10 protein-coding genes and 1 pseudogene are annotated in these 13,473 nt (G+C 73.2%); 8 read left to right on the top strand and 3 right to left on the bottom strand.

What is annotated here, in order from left to right; all coding sequences use genetic code 11:
• Positions 1-8: 8 nt before the first annotated feature.
• The 5 genes and pseudogenes from ACFQ11_RS02630 (at position 9) to ACFQ11_RS02610 (ending at position 6,620) form a co-directional block, all read left to right on the top strand.
• A complete protein-coding gene (locus tag ACFQ11_RS02630) occupies positions 9-836 on the top strand; it encodes a carbohydrate ABC transporter permease (RefSeq protein WP_378296100.1) in 828 nt (275 codons plus the stop codon).
• Positions 833-4,546, top strand: coding sequence for a glycosyl hydrolase (locus ACFQ11_RS02625; protein ID WP_378296099.1), 3,714 nt, complete (start codon positions 833-835; stop codon positions 4,544-4,546). The genes ACFQ11_RS02630 and ACFQ11_RS02625 overlap by 4 nt, the downstream gene beginning before the upstream one ends.
• A 38-nt stretch (positions 4,547-4,584) precedes the next feature.
• Positions 4,585-4,773 (top strand): annotated as a pseudogene (locus tag ACFQ11_RS02620) (hypothetical protein); the annotation flags it as partial.
• A gap of 5 nt (positions 4,774-4,778) precedes the next feature.
• Entirely contained in the window at positions 4,779-5,093 is a 315-nt protein-coding gene (locus ACFQ11_RS02615; protein WP_378296177.1) for a hypothetical protein, read from the top strand.
• 87 nt (positions 5,094-5,180) lie between these two features.
• On the top strand, positions 5,181-6,620 hold the full coding sequence (locus ACFQ11_RS02610) for an arabinose isomerase (protein ID WP_378296098.1): 1,440 nt from the start codon (positions 5,181-5,183) through the stop codon (positions 6,618-6,620).
• An 89-nt stretch (positions 6,621-6,709) separates the two neighbouring features.
• On the opposite strand, the gene ACFQ11_RS02605 is transcribed toward ACFQ11_RS02610, so the two are convergent.
• A complete protein-coding gene (locus ACFQ11_RS02605; protein ID WP_378296097.1) occupies positions 6,710-8,320 on the bottom strand; it encodes an alkaline phosphatase D family protein in 1,611 nt (536 codons plus the stop codon).
• Between the two features lie 356 nt (positions 8,321-8,676).
• Between ACFQ11_RS02605 and ACFQ11_RS02600 the strand changes: the two genes are divergently transcribed.
• A complete protein-coding gene (locus ACFQ11_RS02600) occupies positions 8,677-9,240 on the top strand; it encodes a dihydrofolate reductase family protein (RefSeq protein WP_378296095.1) in 564 nt (187 codons plus the stop codon).
• Between the two features lie 120 nt (positions 9,241-9,360).
• On the opposite strand, the gene ACFQ11_RS02595 is transcribed toward ACFQ11_RS02600, so the two are convergent.
• The gene (locus ACFQ11_RS02595; RefSeq protein ID WP_378296094.1) at positions 9,361-11,334 is read right to left on the bottom strand and encodes a heavy metal translocating P-type ATPase; all 1,974 of its coding nucleotides are present in this window, start codon (positions 11,332-11,334) and stop codon (positions 9,361-9,363) included.
• A 97-nt stretch (positions 11,335-11,431) separates the two neighbouring features.
• Here ACFQ11_RS02595 and ACFQ11_RS02590 point away from each other — a divergent pair, with 97 nt between their 5' ends.
• A complete protein-coding gene (locus tag ACFQ11_RS02590; protein ID WP_378296093.1) occupies positions 11,432-11,821 on the top strand; it encodes an ArsR/SmtB family transcription factor in 390 nt (129 codons plus the stop codon).
• Between the two features lie 123 nt (positions 11,822-11,944).
• Here ACFQ11_RS02590 and ACFQ11_RS02585 read toward each other — a convergent pair whose 3' ends face one another.
• Positions 11,945-12,304: an ArsR/SmtB family transcription factor gene (locus ACFQ11_RS02585; protein WP_378296092.1), complete on the bottom strand. Its 360-nt coding sequence runs from the start codon at positions 12,302-12,304 to the stop codon at positions 11,945-11,947.
• Positions 12,305-12,385: 81 nt separating this feature from the next.
• Between ACFQ11_RS02585 and ACFQ11_RS02580 the strand changes: the two genes are divergently transcribed.
• Positions 12,386-13,468: a cation diffusion facilitator family transporter gene (locus tag ACFQ11_RS02580; protein WP_378296091.1), complete on the top strand. Its 1,083-nt coding sequence runs from the start codon at positions 12,386-12,388 to the stop codon at positions 13,466-13,468.
• The last annotated feature ends 5 nt before the right edge of the window (positions 13,469-13,473 follow it).

The raw sequence follows: 13,473 nt of genomic DNA, 5'->3' as shown, positions 1-13,473 counted from the left end.
GACACGGCATGAACCCCCGGTACGGGCTGCGCACCTTCGGCCTGGAGCTCGTGATGATCGCCGCCGCCGTGGCCTTCCTGTTCCCGGTGTACGCGCTGATCACGATGTCGTTCAAGGATCCGCGGCAGATCGCCGAGTCGCCGCTGGCGCCGCCGACCAGTCCCGACCTGGACAACTACGCCGACGCCTGGACGCGCGCCGAGATCGGCCCCGCGCTGATGAACAGCACGGTCATCACGGTGGTCAGCCTGATCGCGCTGATCGCGATCGGCTCGCTGGCCGCCTACCACCTGTCGAGGCGGGTGACCCGGCTGGGCTACGGGATGTACATGCTGTTCCTGCTGGGCATCGTGCTGCCGTTCCAGCTCGGGATGATCCCGCTGTTCAAGATGGTGGACTCGGCCGGGCTGCTCGGCACCTATCCCGGGATCATCATCTTCTACACCGGCATCCAGCTCCCCTTCACGATCTTCCTTTACACGGGGTTCGTCCGGGCTCTGCCGGCCGACTACGCCAACGCGGCGCTGATCGACGGCGCCGGGCACTTCCGCGCGTTCACCCAGGTCGTGTTCCCGCTGCTGCGGCCGGTCACCGGCACGGTGCTGATCCTCAACGCGGTGTTCATCTGGAACGACCTGCTGACGCCGCTGCTCTACCTGGGCGGCTCCACGCGCGAGACGGTGCCGGTGCGGATCTTCGCGTTCGTCGGCCAGTACGTCTCCGACAACGGGCTGGTGTTCGCGGGGCTCGTGCTGGCCTCGCTGCCGATCCTGGCGGTGTTCCTGGTGCTGCAGAAGTACGTCATCAAGGGCTTCGCCAGCGGGCTGAAAGGATGAGCCCCGCGATCCCGCCGCGGCTGCGGACCGTCCTCGACGCGCCGCCGCGCACCCACTCCCCCGCGCCGATCTGGTGGTGGAGCGGCGAGCGGCTGGACCGGCGGCGCCTGCGCGACCAGCTCGAGCGGTTCGCCTCCGGCGGCGTGTACAACCTCGTGATCCTGAACCTGGCGCCATCCGGGCCGATGTTCGGGGCGGACGCCGACGAGCCGGCCTTCTTCAGCGACACCTGGTGGGAACTGCTCGACGGCGTCTGCGAGGACGCCCTGGAGCTGGGCGTCTCGCTCTGGTTCTACGACCAGCTCGGGTTCTCGGGCGCCGATCTGCAGGCCCGCCTGGTCCGGGACGTGCCCGTGTACGCCGGGCAGTGGCTCGACCGGGACGGCGGTGTCTCCACGCGCGGGTTCGACTACCTCTCCGCGGAGGCGTGCGCCGCTCTGCTGGACCGCGTCCACGGCGAGTACGAGCGGCGGCTGGGGCATCGGCTCGGCACCGCGATCGTCGGCTCCTTCCAGGACGAGCTGCCGTCGATCCCCACCTGGACCCGGGGGTTCGCCGAGGCGTTCGCCGCCCGCCGCGGCTACGACCTCGCCCCGCACCTGCCGTCCCTGTGGAAGGGCGGGGACGAGGCGGACCAGCGGGTCCGGCGCGACTTCCACCTGACCCGGGGCGAACTCGCCGAGGAGGCGTTCTTCCGCCCATTGGCCGAATGGCACCGGCGGCACGGGCTCCTGCACGGCTGCGACCAGCAGGATCCCGCGCGTGCCGGGCGTCCCGTGGACGGCGTCCGGCTGTACGCCGACTATGCCCGCACGCATCGCTGGTTCGGAGCCCCCGGATCCGACCATCACGGCGATGCGCGCGTGCACTCCTCCCTGGCCCATCTGTACGGGCGCGACCGGGTGTGGATCGAGTCGTTCCACTCCAGCGGGTGGGGCGGGACTCTGGAGGAGACCTTCGACTGGCTCCTGCCGTGGTTGCGCGCGGGCGCCACCCTCTACAACCCGCACGCGTCCTACTACACCACCAAGGCCGGCTGGTGGGAGTGGGCGCCGCCCTCCACGGACTGGCGCCAGCCCTACTGGCGGCATCACCGCGTCTTCGCCGAGGCCGTCACCCGCCTGTGCGCGGCGTTGTCCCTGGGGCGGCACGTGTGCGACGTCGCCGTCCTGTTCCCCACGGCGACCGCCCAGGCGGGGTCGCGGCTGGACGGTGTCGACTCCTTCGCCGCCGAGGCCCAGGACACCTACCGGGCACTGGTGGGCGACATGGCATGGTTCCAGATGGTTCCGGGCGCCCTGGACCGGTTGGGGATCGACGCCGACGTCGTGGACGACGACTCCGTCCAGCGCGCCGTGGCCGGCGGCGGGCGGCTCGCGGTGGCCGGCGAGTCCTACGGGACGGTCCTGCTGCCGGCGTGCACGGTCCTGGAAGGCGACACCGCACGCCGTCTCCTCGCCCTGATCGAGGCCGGTGGACGAGTCGTCGCGATCGGCCCGCCGCCCCGGCTCGGCGTCGGCGACCCCGAGGCGGACGCGGCCGTGGCCCGCCTGGCGTCCCTGGCCGAGACCGTCGCCGGCGCCGACTCCCTCGCGCCCGTCCTGCGCGACGCGCGACGGGTGGAGGCCCCCGTCCCCGCCCTGGTGCGCGAGGTGGACGGCGCGACGGTCGTGTTCGTGACGGCCAGCGCGTCGATGGCCAGCCGCGTGTCGGTGGGCCGCCCCGACGAACGCGGCATCGACCTGGGCTGGCTGGACGTCGCCTACGACTTCGACCCCGGCCGGTACCACCGGGACATGCGGGTGCGGGTCAACGGCGTCACGGGAGCGGCCTTCCTGGCCGGCCCCTTCGGCGGCGAGCCGCGGCCCCTTCCCACGGTCCAGGGGCCGTCGTGGGTCGACGTGGTCGTCCCGTTCGACGACGCCCCCGCCGCTCTGCTGATCTTCCCCGGTGACGAGGACGGCCCCCCGCGGGCGCCGTCCGAGCGCCCCGACCGCGAGATCGTCCTGGACTCCCGCTGGGACATGGAACTGGTGCCGACGCTCGACAACACCTGGGGGGACTTCGCCCGGCCTCGCGGTGAGACGCCGGTGCTGGAGACCTGGCGGCTGTCGCACCAGGTCGGCGAGGAACCGTCCGCCGAGAACTGGAGGCCGGTCCACGCGACGTTCGGCCCGCACGCCGTCTGGACCGGCACCGACCACGGCCGGCGGCCGGTCGTCTACTCCGACACCAGGGGCATCCACAAGGACCCGGTCCACCGGGCGGTCCTCGGCCCCAAGGGGCACGTGCCCGAGGAGTTCCTCGACTTCGGCCGGGTCCGGGCGGGACGGCCGGTGGTTCTGCGGACGCGCATGACCGTGCCGTCCCCGGGCGGCCATCTGGTGATCGGGGCCCCGGCCGCGAAATCCGCCGTCCTGGACGGAGAGGCCGTCGCGCTGAACGACCGCGGATACCTGGCGGTGTCCGAGGCCCGGCTCCCGGCGGGCGAGCACACGCTGGAGGTGCGGTTCGCCCCGGAGGAGGACCTTCGGCTGCGCGGCCACCTGTCCGTCACCGCCGACCCCGCCGCCTGCGTGCGTCCCGAATGGATGGCCGCGGCCGGCGACCCGCGTCCCGGCGCGGAGGTCGCCTTCACCGCGCGGCTGCCGGCCGGACCCGCGGGCGTCGTGCAGGTGGCGTCCGCCGCCGCGTGCCGGATCCTGGTCGACGGCGCGGAGATCGGCCGCCAGGGCGGCTTCGACCCGTACGCCGAGCAGGACACTCCCCGGGTGGGCCGCTACACGCTCCCCGAGGGGAGCGGCTCGCGGCTCACCGTCGTCCTCACCGAGGACCGGACGCCCGCGAGCGTCCTGGTGGACGGCCCGGTCGTGTCCGGCGCCGGCTGGCGGGCGACCCGTGCGGGCGCCCCGGTGCGGGTCGTCGCCAGGCGGGCCCAGCACGGCGACCCGGCGGCCCTGCACCTGCGCCGCCGCCCGCACCCCCTGCCCGGCGCCGGCTGGCTGGACGACCGAGAGGACGACGGCAGCGTCCTGCCCACCGTCTTCGCCGTCCCGGGCTCGGGTCCGCGCATCGAGTGGCTGCGCTGCACGGTGCCACCGGGCGCGACCCGGATGCGGTTCACTCCCCGGGCCGAGGTCACCGGCATCGTGCTGGACGGCATCGCGCTGGACGGCATCGCGCTGCGGCCGGCCGGGACCGGCGACGCCGTCGAGCTCGAGCTGCCCGGCGACCGGCGGCCGGCCGGGACCGTGGAGATGCGCCTGCGCACGGCCCCGGGGTACCAGGAGGGCGCCGCCCTAGCCGACCCCGTCCGGTTCGAGGTCGGCCCCGGCACGATCGAGCCGGGCGACTGGGAGGACAGGGGTCTGGCCGGCTACAGCGGCGGCGTCCGCTACCGCCGCGCCCTCGACCTGGACGCCGCCCCCGGACCGGCCGAACTCGACCTCGGCCGCGTCCGGGGCACCGCCGAGGTGACGGTGAACGGGGCCTCGGCGGGCGTCCGGATCTGCGCCCCGTACGTCTTCGATCTGAGCACCGCGCTGCGCGAGGGCCGCAACGAGATCGACATCGTCGTCTACGGAACCCTCGCCCCGTACCTGGACGACGCCGGCCCCACCCATTTCGTCTTCGAAGGCCAGCGGACCAGCGGACTGCTGGGGCCGGTGGTCCTTCGCACGATCGAGGACCTCTCCCCGCCGCCCCGCTGAAGCCCCGCCCCCGTGCACGTCTCCAGGAGGAGCGCCTCATGACCAGAGCCCCAGCGCCGCACGGCCCGATCATCGGGCGCCGCGGCCTCCTTCTCTCCGGAGGCGCCCTCGGCCTCGGCGCCGCCGCCGGCGACCCCCGGCCCGGCGGCGTCGTGCTCTGGACGGGACTCGCCCCCCGGCCGCCGGCCCTAGACGGTTCCGGCGGCGTGCCCGCCCGTAAGGTCCGGGTCGGATGGGAGGTCGCCGCCGACGAGCGCTTCCGCGAGGTCGTCCGCCGCGGTCAGGCCCCGAGGGGTTCTCCGACTCCCGCGCCACCTGGAACGTCATCCCCCAGCAGATCCCCGCGACGCAGGTCGACACCGTCCCGGGCGACGGCCGCGCGTTCGTCATGGACTTCTGGGACGGCTACATGCGCTGCACTCTGGACGACGCCGCGTTCCGCACCGATCTCCGGGTCCTTCCGTACGTCACTCGTCCCGGCGCCCCCATCAGCGCCCGCACGTCCTTCGTCACCGAGAACGGCAGCCCGGATCTCCGGCGAGCCTGACCCCCGCGGGGGCCGTCGTCGTCTCCGGACGTCCTCCGCCCCGTCCCTTCACGAGCGCGCGAAGCGCACCGACCGAGGAGAAGCCCGATGAGCGAGGCGATCACCGACCGCGCCCTGCTGCCGCCCGTCGTCCGCCGCAAGGCCCGCATCGGCCTGGTGGCCGGCGGGCTGGGCACGTACTGGCCCCAGTTCCCCGGCCTCCTGCCCCGACTGCGGGAATCCGCGCGCCAGGTCTCGGAACGGTTCCGGGACATGGACGCCGAGGTCACCGACGTCGGCTTCGTCTCCGACGCCCAGGAGGGCGCGGCCGCCGCCGAGCGGTTGCGGCGGGCCGACTGCGACCTGATCGTCATGTTCCTCACGACCTACCTCACCAGCTCGATGGTGCTCCCGATCGCCCAGCGGTCGAACACCCCGGTCCTGGTCATCGACCTGCAGCCGACCGAGAAGATGGACCACGCGACGTTCGGGACCGGCGACTGGCTCGCCTACTGCGGGCAGTGCGCCGTCCCCGAGGTCGGCAACGTGTTCCGCCGGGCCGGCATCCCGTTCCGTTCGGTGTCCGGCCACCTCGCCCAGGAGTCGGCGTGGAGACGCATCGAGCAGTGGATCCAGGCCGCGAAGATCCGCGCGACGCTGCGGCACGCCCGCCACGGGCTCATGGGCCACCTTTACCCGGGCATGCTCGACGTCTCCACCGACCTGACCCTGCTGCCCGCCACGTTCGGCAGCCACGTCGAGGTGCTGGAGTTCGACGACCTGCGCCATCGGGTGGAGAAGGTCACCGACGCCGAGACCGCCGCCAGGATGGACCTCGCACGGCAGGTCTTCACCCTCGACCCGAGCGTGGACGACGACGACTTCGCCTGGGGCGCCCGCGTCTCGGTCGGCCTCGACCGGCTGGTCGAGGACTTCGAACTCGACAGCCTGGCCTATTACCACCGGGGGCTGGACGGCGAGCTGCACGAGCGCCTCGGCGCCGGGATGATCCTCGGCGCGTCGCTGCTGACGGCGCGGGGGCTGCCGGCGACCGGCGAGTACGAGCTGCGCACGTCCGTCGCCCAGCTCGTCACCCAGGCCGTCGGCGCGGGCGGGTCGTTCTGCGAGATCCAGGCCCTCAACTTCGAGGACGGAGTCGTCGAGATGGGCCACGACGGCCCCGCCCACCTCGCCGTGGCCGGCCGCGACCCGCTGCTGCGCGGGCTGGGCGTGTACCACGGCAAGCGGGGGTGGGGGGTGTCCGTCGAGTTCGACGTGCGGCACGGCCCCGTCACACTGCTGGGAGTGGGCCAGGACCGCGACGGGACCCTCGCGTTCATCGCCGGTCAAGGTGATGTCGTGCCGGGGCCGCTGCTCGAGATCGGCAACACCACGAGCCGCGTGGACTTCGGCCGCGACCCGGGGGAATGGGTCGACGACTGGTCGGCCACCGGCATCGGGCACCACTGGTCGCTGTCCGTGGGGCACCGCGCCGGCGACTACCGCGCCGCGGCGAACCTCCTCGGCATCCCCTTCCGCGAGGTCTGACCCCGCCGTCGCGATCGGGGACGCCCGCGAGGTGGGGGGCCGCCGGCCCCCCACCTCCATGAACGCTCGCCGTGCGCCGTCGCGCCCGGTCAGGCCGGCTGCACCCCCGGGTTGCGGTCCTCGACGACGAAGGACGCCCGGGTGGACACCGGCGCGCCCGGCCTGGTGACGTACGGCAGCACGCGGAAGTCGCTGCGCCAGCGGTCCCGGCCGACGTTGACCCTGATGTAGCCGCGCTGGGCGTTGAAGAACCGCATGTGCGGGTTCGCGGCCAGGAAGGTGCGGCCGAGGTCGTCCATGTCGGCGCCGTCGCCGCCGCTGGTGACGGACGTCGTGACGAACTCGGTGGCGACGGTCGGCGAACCCGGCTCGTCGAAGTCGCGCTTGAGGTCGACGGCGTAGTTCTGGTGGCGGTCGCCGCTGAGCACGACCAGGTTCCGCACGCCGTGCTCGTGCGCGGCGGACAGCACCTTGTCGCGGTCGGCGACGTACCCGTCCCACGGGTCGACCCACACCTCCTTGGCCGGCCCCGGCGCCCAGTCGGTCTCGGTCATCGGCACCTGGTTGCCGAGGATCTGCCAGCGGGCCCGCGACCGGGCGAAGCCGTCCAGCAGCCAGCGGCGCTGCTCCGCGCCCAGGATCGTGCGGGAGGCGTCGAACCGCTCGTCACAGGAGCTGGTGCGGCCGGTCCCGTTGCCGTACGAGCAGGCCTGGATGTCGCGGTGGCTGCGCGTGTCGATCATCGTGAACTCGGCGAGCCTGCCGTAGGACAGCCGGCGGTGCAGCCGGATGTCCGGCCCCGCCGGCAGCTGGGCGCGGCGCAGCGGCAGGTTCTCGTAGAACGCCTGGAAGGCCGCGGCCTTGCGGGCGGCGAACTCGGCCGGGTCGGGGTGGGGGTCCCGGCCCATGATGACCGTGTCGTCGGCCCAGTCGTTCACGACCTCGTGGTCGTCCAGCGTGTGGATCCACGGGCACTGCGCGTGCGCCCTCTGCAGCGGCTCCTCGGCCTTGTACAGCGAGTACTGGAGGCGGTACCGGGCCAGATCGAAGGTCTCCGTGCCGAACTGCGGCGGCACGCTCACCCCGCGCCGGTTGTTGCCGGTGACCTCGTACTCGTAGAGGTAGTCGCCGAGGTGGACGATCAGGTCGAAGTCCTCGTCGGCCATGTGGTCGAAGGCCGTGAAGTACCCGTCCTGCCACGCCTGGCAGGACGCGACGCCGAACGTCAGCTCGTCCGGCAGCGACCTGGCGGCGGGCATGGTGCGGGTGCGGCCGACCGGTGAGACCTCTCCGGCGGCCCGGAAGCGGTAGTAGTACTCGCGGCCGGGGGCGAGCCCGGAGATCTCCGGGTGCACCGAGTGCCCGAGCTCGGGCGAGGCCACGGCCTCACCGCGCCGTGCGATCTGCCTGAACCGCTCGTCCCTCGCCACCTCGTACTCCACCTTGATCCGGCGGTCGGGCATCCCGGCCTTGCCGTCGGCGGCGAAGGGTTCGGGCGCCAGCCGCGTCCAGAGCACAAAGCCGTCCGGTGACGGGTCGCCGGACGCGACGCCCAGCGTGAACAGTCCCGACTTGCGCAGCGTGTAGGCGTGCGCGGCGGTCGCGCCCAGCGCGCCGGTGCCGAGCAGGACGGTGGCCGCACCGGCCCCGCCCCATCCGAGGAACCTGCGCCGGGACAACGGCGTGGGATGCGAAGACATTCGGACCTCCTGCACTTCGGGGGTGGAGCAAGGGGCCCCCTCCGTCGGGGACGGGAGGGTGGCGGCGGCCGGCCAGCGCTGATCGTATGACAGATCGATCGCAAATATAACGACTTGTTTTGCGAACATCACAGTGATAGATGTGAACAAGACGTGAACGAGGCAATCGCCGACCCCGCGCGTTCCGCGACGACCGCACCGCCTCGCCCCGACGTCATCGAGCGGAGGAATCGCGATGGCGAGACCCGCGAGCGCGAGCATCGCGATCAGTACGTGTGCCCGGTGCGGCCTGACCGATGATTCTTCTGCGCCGTGCTGGTCTGTACGCCAAGTACCGATCACAGGAGGCTGACGCCTTGCGGACCCTGACCTTCGCCATGAACCTGAGCCTGGACGGCTACATCGCCGCGCCCGGCGACGACCTCGGCTGGAGCGTGCCGAGCGACGAGCTGTTCCAGTGGTGGTCCGACCGGGTTGCGGCGACCGGCCTTGCGCTGTACGGGCGCAGATTGTGGGAGACGATGAGCTCGCACTGGCCGACCGCCGACCAGGAGCCCGGCGCCACACCGGCGGAGATGGAGTTCGCCCGCCGCTGGCGGGACATGCCGAAGGCGGTGTTCTCCTCGACGATCAGCACGGTCGACTGGAACACCCGCCTGGTCACCGGCGACGCGGTCGCCGAGATCACCCGGCTCAAGACCGAGGACGGCGGCCCCATGGACATCGGCGGCGCCACACTTGCCGCAGCGGCGATGCGGGCCGGGCTGATCGACGAATACGTGCTGCTCACCGCACCGGTCTTGGTGGGCGGCGGCACGCCGTTCTTCACGGCGCTGGACAACTGGGTGAACCTGACCCTGATGGAGACCCGGGCGTTCCCCGACGGTGTACTCCTGACCAGGTACGAGACCAGGCGCTGAAACACCCGGCCTCGAATCGGCCCGTGCTTCGGACCCCCAAGGACCTCGCGGCGCCGCGTCCGAGGCGACCCGCCCCGGATCACAGACCGTGCACGTAAGTGCCTCGGTACTTAGCGGGCGTCAACGCACTCGGCCGTCCTCGCCTCGGCCGGCGGGTCTCCATGCGGCGGAGCGCAGGAGGCGCAGGCCGTTGAGGGCGACGATGATGGTGGAGCCTTCGTGGCCGGCGACGCCGAGCGGGAGCGGGAGGGTTCCGGTCAGGTCCCAGACGACCAGGCCGGTGATGAACGTCCCGGCGATGACGAGGTTCTGTTTCACCAGGCGGCGGGCGCGGCGGGACAGGTCGACGGCCGCGGGAACGGCGGCGAGTTCGTCGCGGACCACGATAAGGTCGGCGGTCTCCAGAGCGAGGTCGGACCCCGCGCCTCCCATCGCGGCCCCGGTGTGGGCGGCGGCCAGCGCGGGGGCGTCGTTGATGCCGTCGCCCACCACCAGGACCCTGCGTCCTTCGGCTTCGAGTCTCCGGACGGCGGCGACCTTGTCCTGCGGGAGCAGGCCCGCGTGGACCTCGTCGACGCCGACCTCGGCGGCGAGCCGGGCGGCTGCCCGGGGGTTGTCGCCGGTGAGCAGGATCGGGGTCGCGCCGGTCAGTCCGGTCAGCGCGGTGACGGTGGTGGCGGCGTCGGCGCGGATCCTGTCCGCGATGCCCAGCACTCCGGACGGGACGCCGTCGCGGGTGACCAGCACGGCGGTGCGCCCCGCGTCCTCGAGCCCGGCGATGACGGCCGCGGCCGGATGCGCGGTGTGCGGCAGCAGGCGGGCGGGGCTGCCGACCGCGATCTCGTGCCCGGCCACGATGGCGCGCACACCCGTGCCGGGTGTCGAGTGGAAACCCTCGGCGGGCGGGACGTCCAGGTCGCGGGCGGCCTCGACGACGGCGCGGGCCAGCGGGTGCTCGCTGGGACGCTCGGCCCCGGCCGCCAGGGCCAGCAGTTCGTCGCCGGTGAGGCCGGAGGCGTCCAGCGGGACGACGTCGGTGACCTGGGGGACGCCTTCGGTCAGAGTGCCGGTCTTGTCCAGCGCCACCGCGTCGACCTGGCCGATCCGTTCCATGACGACCGCCGACTTGACCAGGACCCCGTGCCGTCCGGCGTTGGCGATGGCCGAGAGCAGCGGCGGCATGGTGGCCAGCACGACGGCGCACGGCGATGCGACGATCATGAAGGTCATCGCCCGCAGGAGGGTCGGCTGCAGTGCCGCGCCGAAGGCCAGCGGGATCGTGAACAGCGCGATCGTGGCGGCCACCATGCCGATCGAGTACCGCTGTTCGACCTTCTCGATGAACAGCTGGGTCGGGGCCTTGGTCTGCGATGCTTCCTGGACGAGGGCCACGATGCGGGCGATCACCGAGTCGGACGGGTCGCGCTCGACCCGCACCCGCAGCGCGCCGGTGCCGTTCAGCGTTCCGGCGAACACCTCGTCGCCGGTGCGCTTGGCCACCGGCAGCGGCTCGCCGGTGATGGACGCCTGGTCCACCTCGCCGCCGCCGTCCAGCACCCGCCCGTCGGCGCCGACGCGTTCGCCCGGACGGACCAGGATGACGTCCCCGACCGCGAGTGCGTCCGCGGCCACCCGCTCCTCGCGGCCGTCGCCGTCCAGGCGGGTGGCGGCGGCGGGTGCGAGGTCGAGCAGGCCGCGCACCGAGTCGGCGGTGCGGGCGGTGGCGACGGCCTCCAGGGCGCCGGAGGTGGCGAAGATGACGATCAGCAGCGCGCCGTCCAGGACCTGTCCGATGGCGGCGGCGCCGAGCGCCGCGGCCACCATGAGCAGGTCGACGTCCAGGGTCTTGCCGCGCAGGGCGCGCAGGCCCGCCCGGCCGGGCTCCCAGCCGCCGGTCGCGTAGGTCAGGGCGAACAGGGGCGCCCACGTCCAGGCCGGGGCGTCCAGCAGGTACGGCGGCAGCGCGGCCAGGAACAGCACCAGCGCCGCCGCGGCCCAGCGCACCTCGGGCAGGGAGTGGACCACCGTGCGGCGCCGGGGGCCCGCCGCCCGTCCGGCGATGGCCGGGGGCGACGGGCGCAGCGTGGTCGTCATGGAGGTCCTCCGGCGGCGGGTGCGGTCAGCGGATCGCCCCGACAATACAGGAACACATGAAGACGTGTTCATGCATCACCCCGGTAAGCTGGCGCCCATGGGTCATGGAGCCGCCCCGGCCGACAATCCCGTCCCGCGCACGTCCCTGGACGCGGCGGCGGCGGTCAAGGTCGCCACCGCCCTGCAGGCGCTGGCCACCCCCTCCCGGCTGCTGATCCTCGCCCGGCTCCGCGAAGGGCCGCTGCCGGCCACGGAGCTCGCCCGCGCCGTGGACATGGAGCAGTCGGCCTGTTCCCATCAGCTGCGGTTGCTGCGCAACCTCGGCTTGGTCACCGGCACCCGCGAGGGACGGTCCGTGGTCTACGCCCTCTACGACGACCACGTCGCCGAACTGCTCGACCAGGCCATCTACCACGTCGAACATCTGCGGCTCGGGCTGACCGACGCGTCCACCGCATCGACCGAGGCCGGCCTTCGAGACGGGTGACGGCCGAGGCGGCCAGGAGGGCGCGGCCTGCGATAACTCGACGACGCGGGCGACCGGTCGGCGCGGGCCGGCCCTCCCGTCCCGTCCGGCACCTCCACGATCGGTCGCACACGGAGCCGGTGTTCAGTCGTGTGAGGGCCTGTCGGTGAGTCGGTGGTCGGCCACGCTGAGCGCCTCGTCGACCAACCGGCGCAGGTGGCCGTCGCCGAGGCTGTAGACGACCCGGCGGCCCTCCTTGCGGGCGGTGACCAGGCCGGCCAGTCGCAGGCGCGCCAGGTGCTGGCTGACGGCGGGACGTGCGGTGCCGCACACCTCGGTCAGCGTGGACACGTCGGCCTCGCCGGCGGCCAGCCGGTGCAGCAGGACCAGGCGCGTGCGGTCGCCGAGGAGGGCCAGGAGTTCTGCGGCGAGTGCGAACTGTTCCTCGCCCGGCCGGTGCAGGTGCGGTTCGGATGCAGGTGATAGATGCATGCGTGCGCTCATATGCACATAATGGGGTGAGGGCACGCCCGTGTCCACTCGACGCCCCCCGGTGTGCGTCGTCCGTTCTTGGAGGCATTTCAGATGAGCGAACACCACGAGCACCGGCATCCGCACGGACACGAGGAGCACACGCAGGACGTCCGCGCACACCGGGGGCATGGTCCGGGCCGCCGTTTCGCGCGGTGGCGGCACCGGCTGCGGCATGCGGTGACGCCGCACACCCACGACTCCTCCGACAAGGTCGACGGCGCGCTGGAGTCGTCCGCGCGGGGCATGCGCGCCCTGTGGGTCTCGCTGGCCGTTCTGGGCGTGACGGCCGCCGCGCAGGCGGGGATCGTCGTGCTGTCCGGCTCGGTCGCGCTGCTGGGCGACACCGTGCACAACGCCGCGGACGCCTTGACCGCCGTGCCGCTGGGCGTGGCGTTCGTCCTCGGACGGCGCGCGGCCTCCCGCCGGTTCACCTACGGATACGGACGCGCCGAGGACCTTGCGGGCATCGTCATCGTGCTGACGATCGCCGCCTCCGCCGTGTTCGCCGGATGGACGGCCGTGAACCGCCTGCTCGACCCCCGGGACATGGACCACGTCGGCGTCGTGGCCGCGGCCGCCGTCGTCGGGTTCCTCGGCAACGAGTGGGTCGCCCGCTACCGGATCCGCGTCGGCCGCCGGATCGGATCGGCGGCCCTGGTCGCCGACGGGCTGCACGCCCGGACCGACGGCTTCACCTCCCTGGCCGTCCTGCTCAGCGCCGCGGGCGCCGCCATCGGCTGGCGGTACGCCGACCCGATCGTCGGCCTGCTGATCACCGCCGCGATCCTGCTGGTGCTGCGGGACGCCGCGGGCGAGGTGTTCCGCCGGGTCATGGACGCCGTCGACCCCGCCCTCCTCGGCCGCGCCGAGGACGCGCTGCGGCGGGTGCGGGGCGTGCGGGAGGTCGGCGAACTGCGCATGCGGTGGATCGGCCACCGGCTGCGGGCCGAGGTGGCCCTCGTCGTCGACGCCGACCTCACCGTCCGGCAGGCCCACGACATCGCCGTCGACGCCGAACACGCCCTGCTGCACGCCGTCCCCAAGCTGACCGCGGCCCTCGTGCACGCCGACCCGGCACCGGCGGCGGACGGCCCCGACCCGCACCTCGCCCTGGCGCACCACATGACGGCGTGACGGTG

It is taken from the genome of Actinomadura sediminis, assembly GCF_042675525.1.
GTDB classification, from domain to species: domain Bacteria; phylum Actinomycetota; class Actinomycetes; order Streptosporangiales; family Streptosporangiaceae; genus Spirillospora; species Spirillospora sediminis.
Note: the sequence above shows the minus strand (reverse complement) of the source record. Positions and strands in the feature narration are given on the sequence as shown.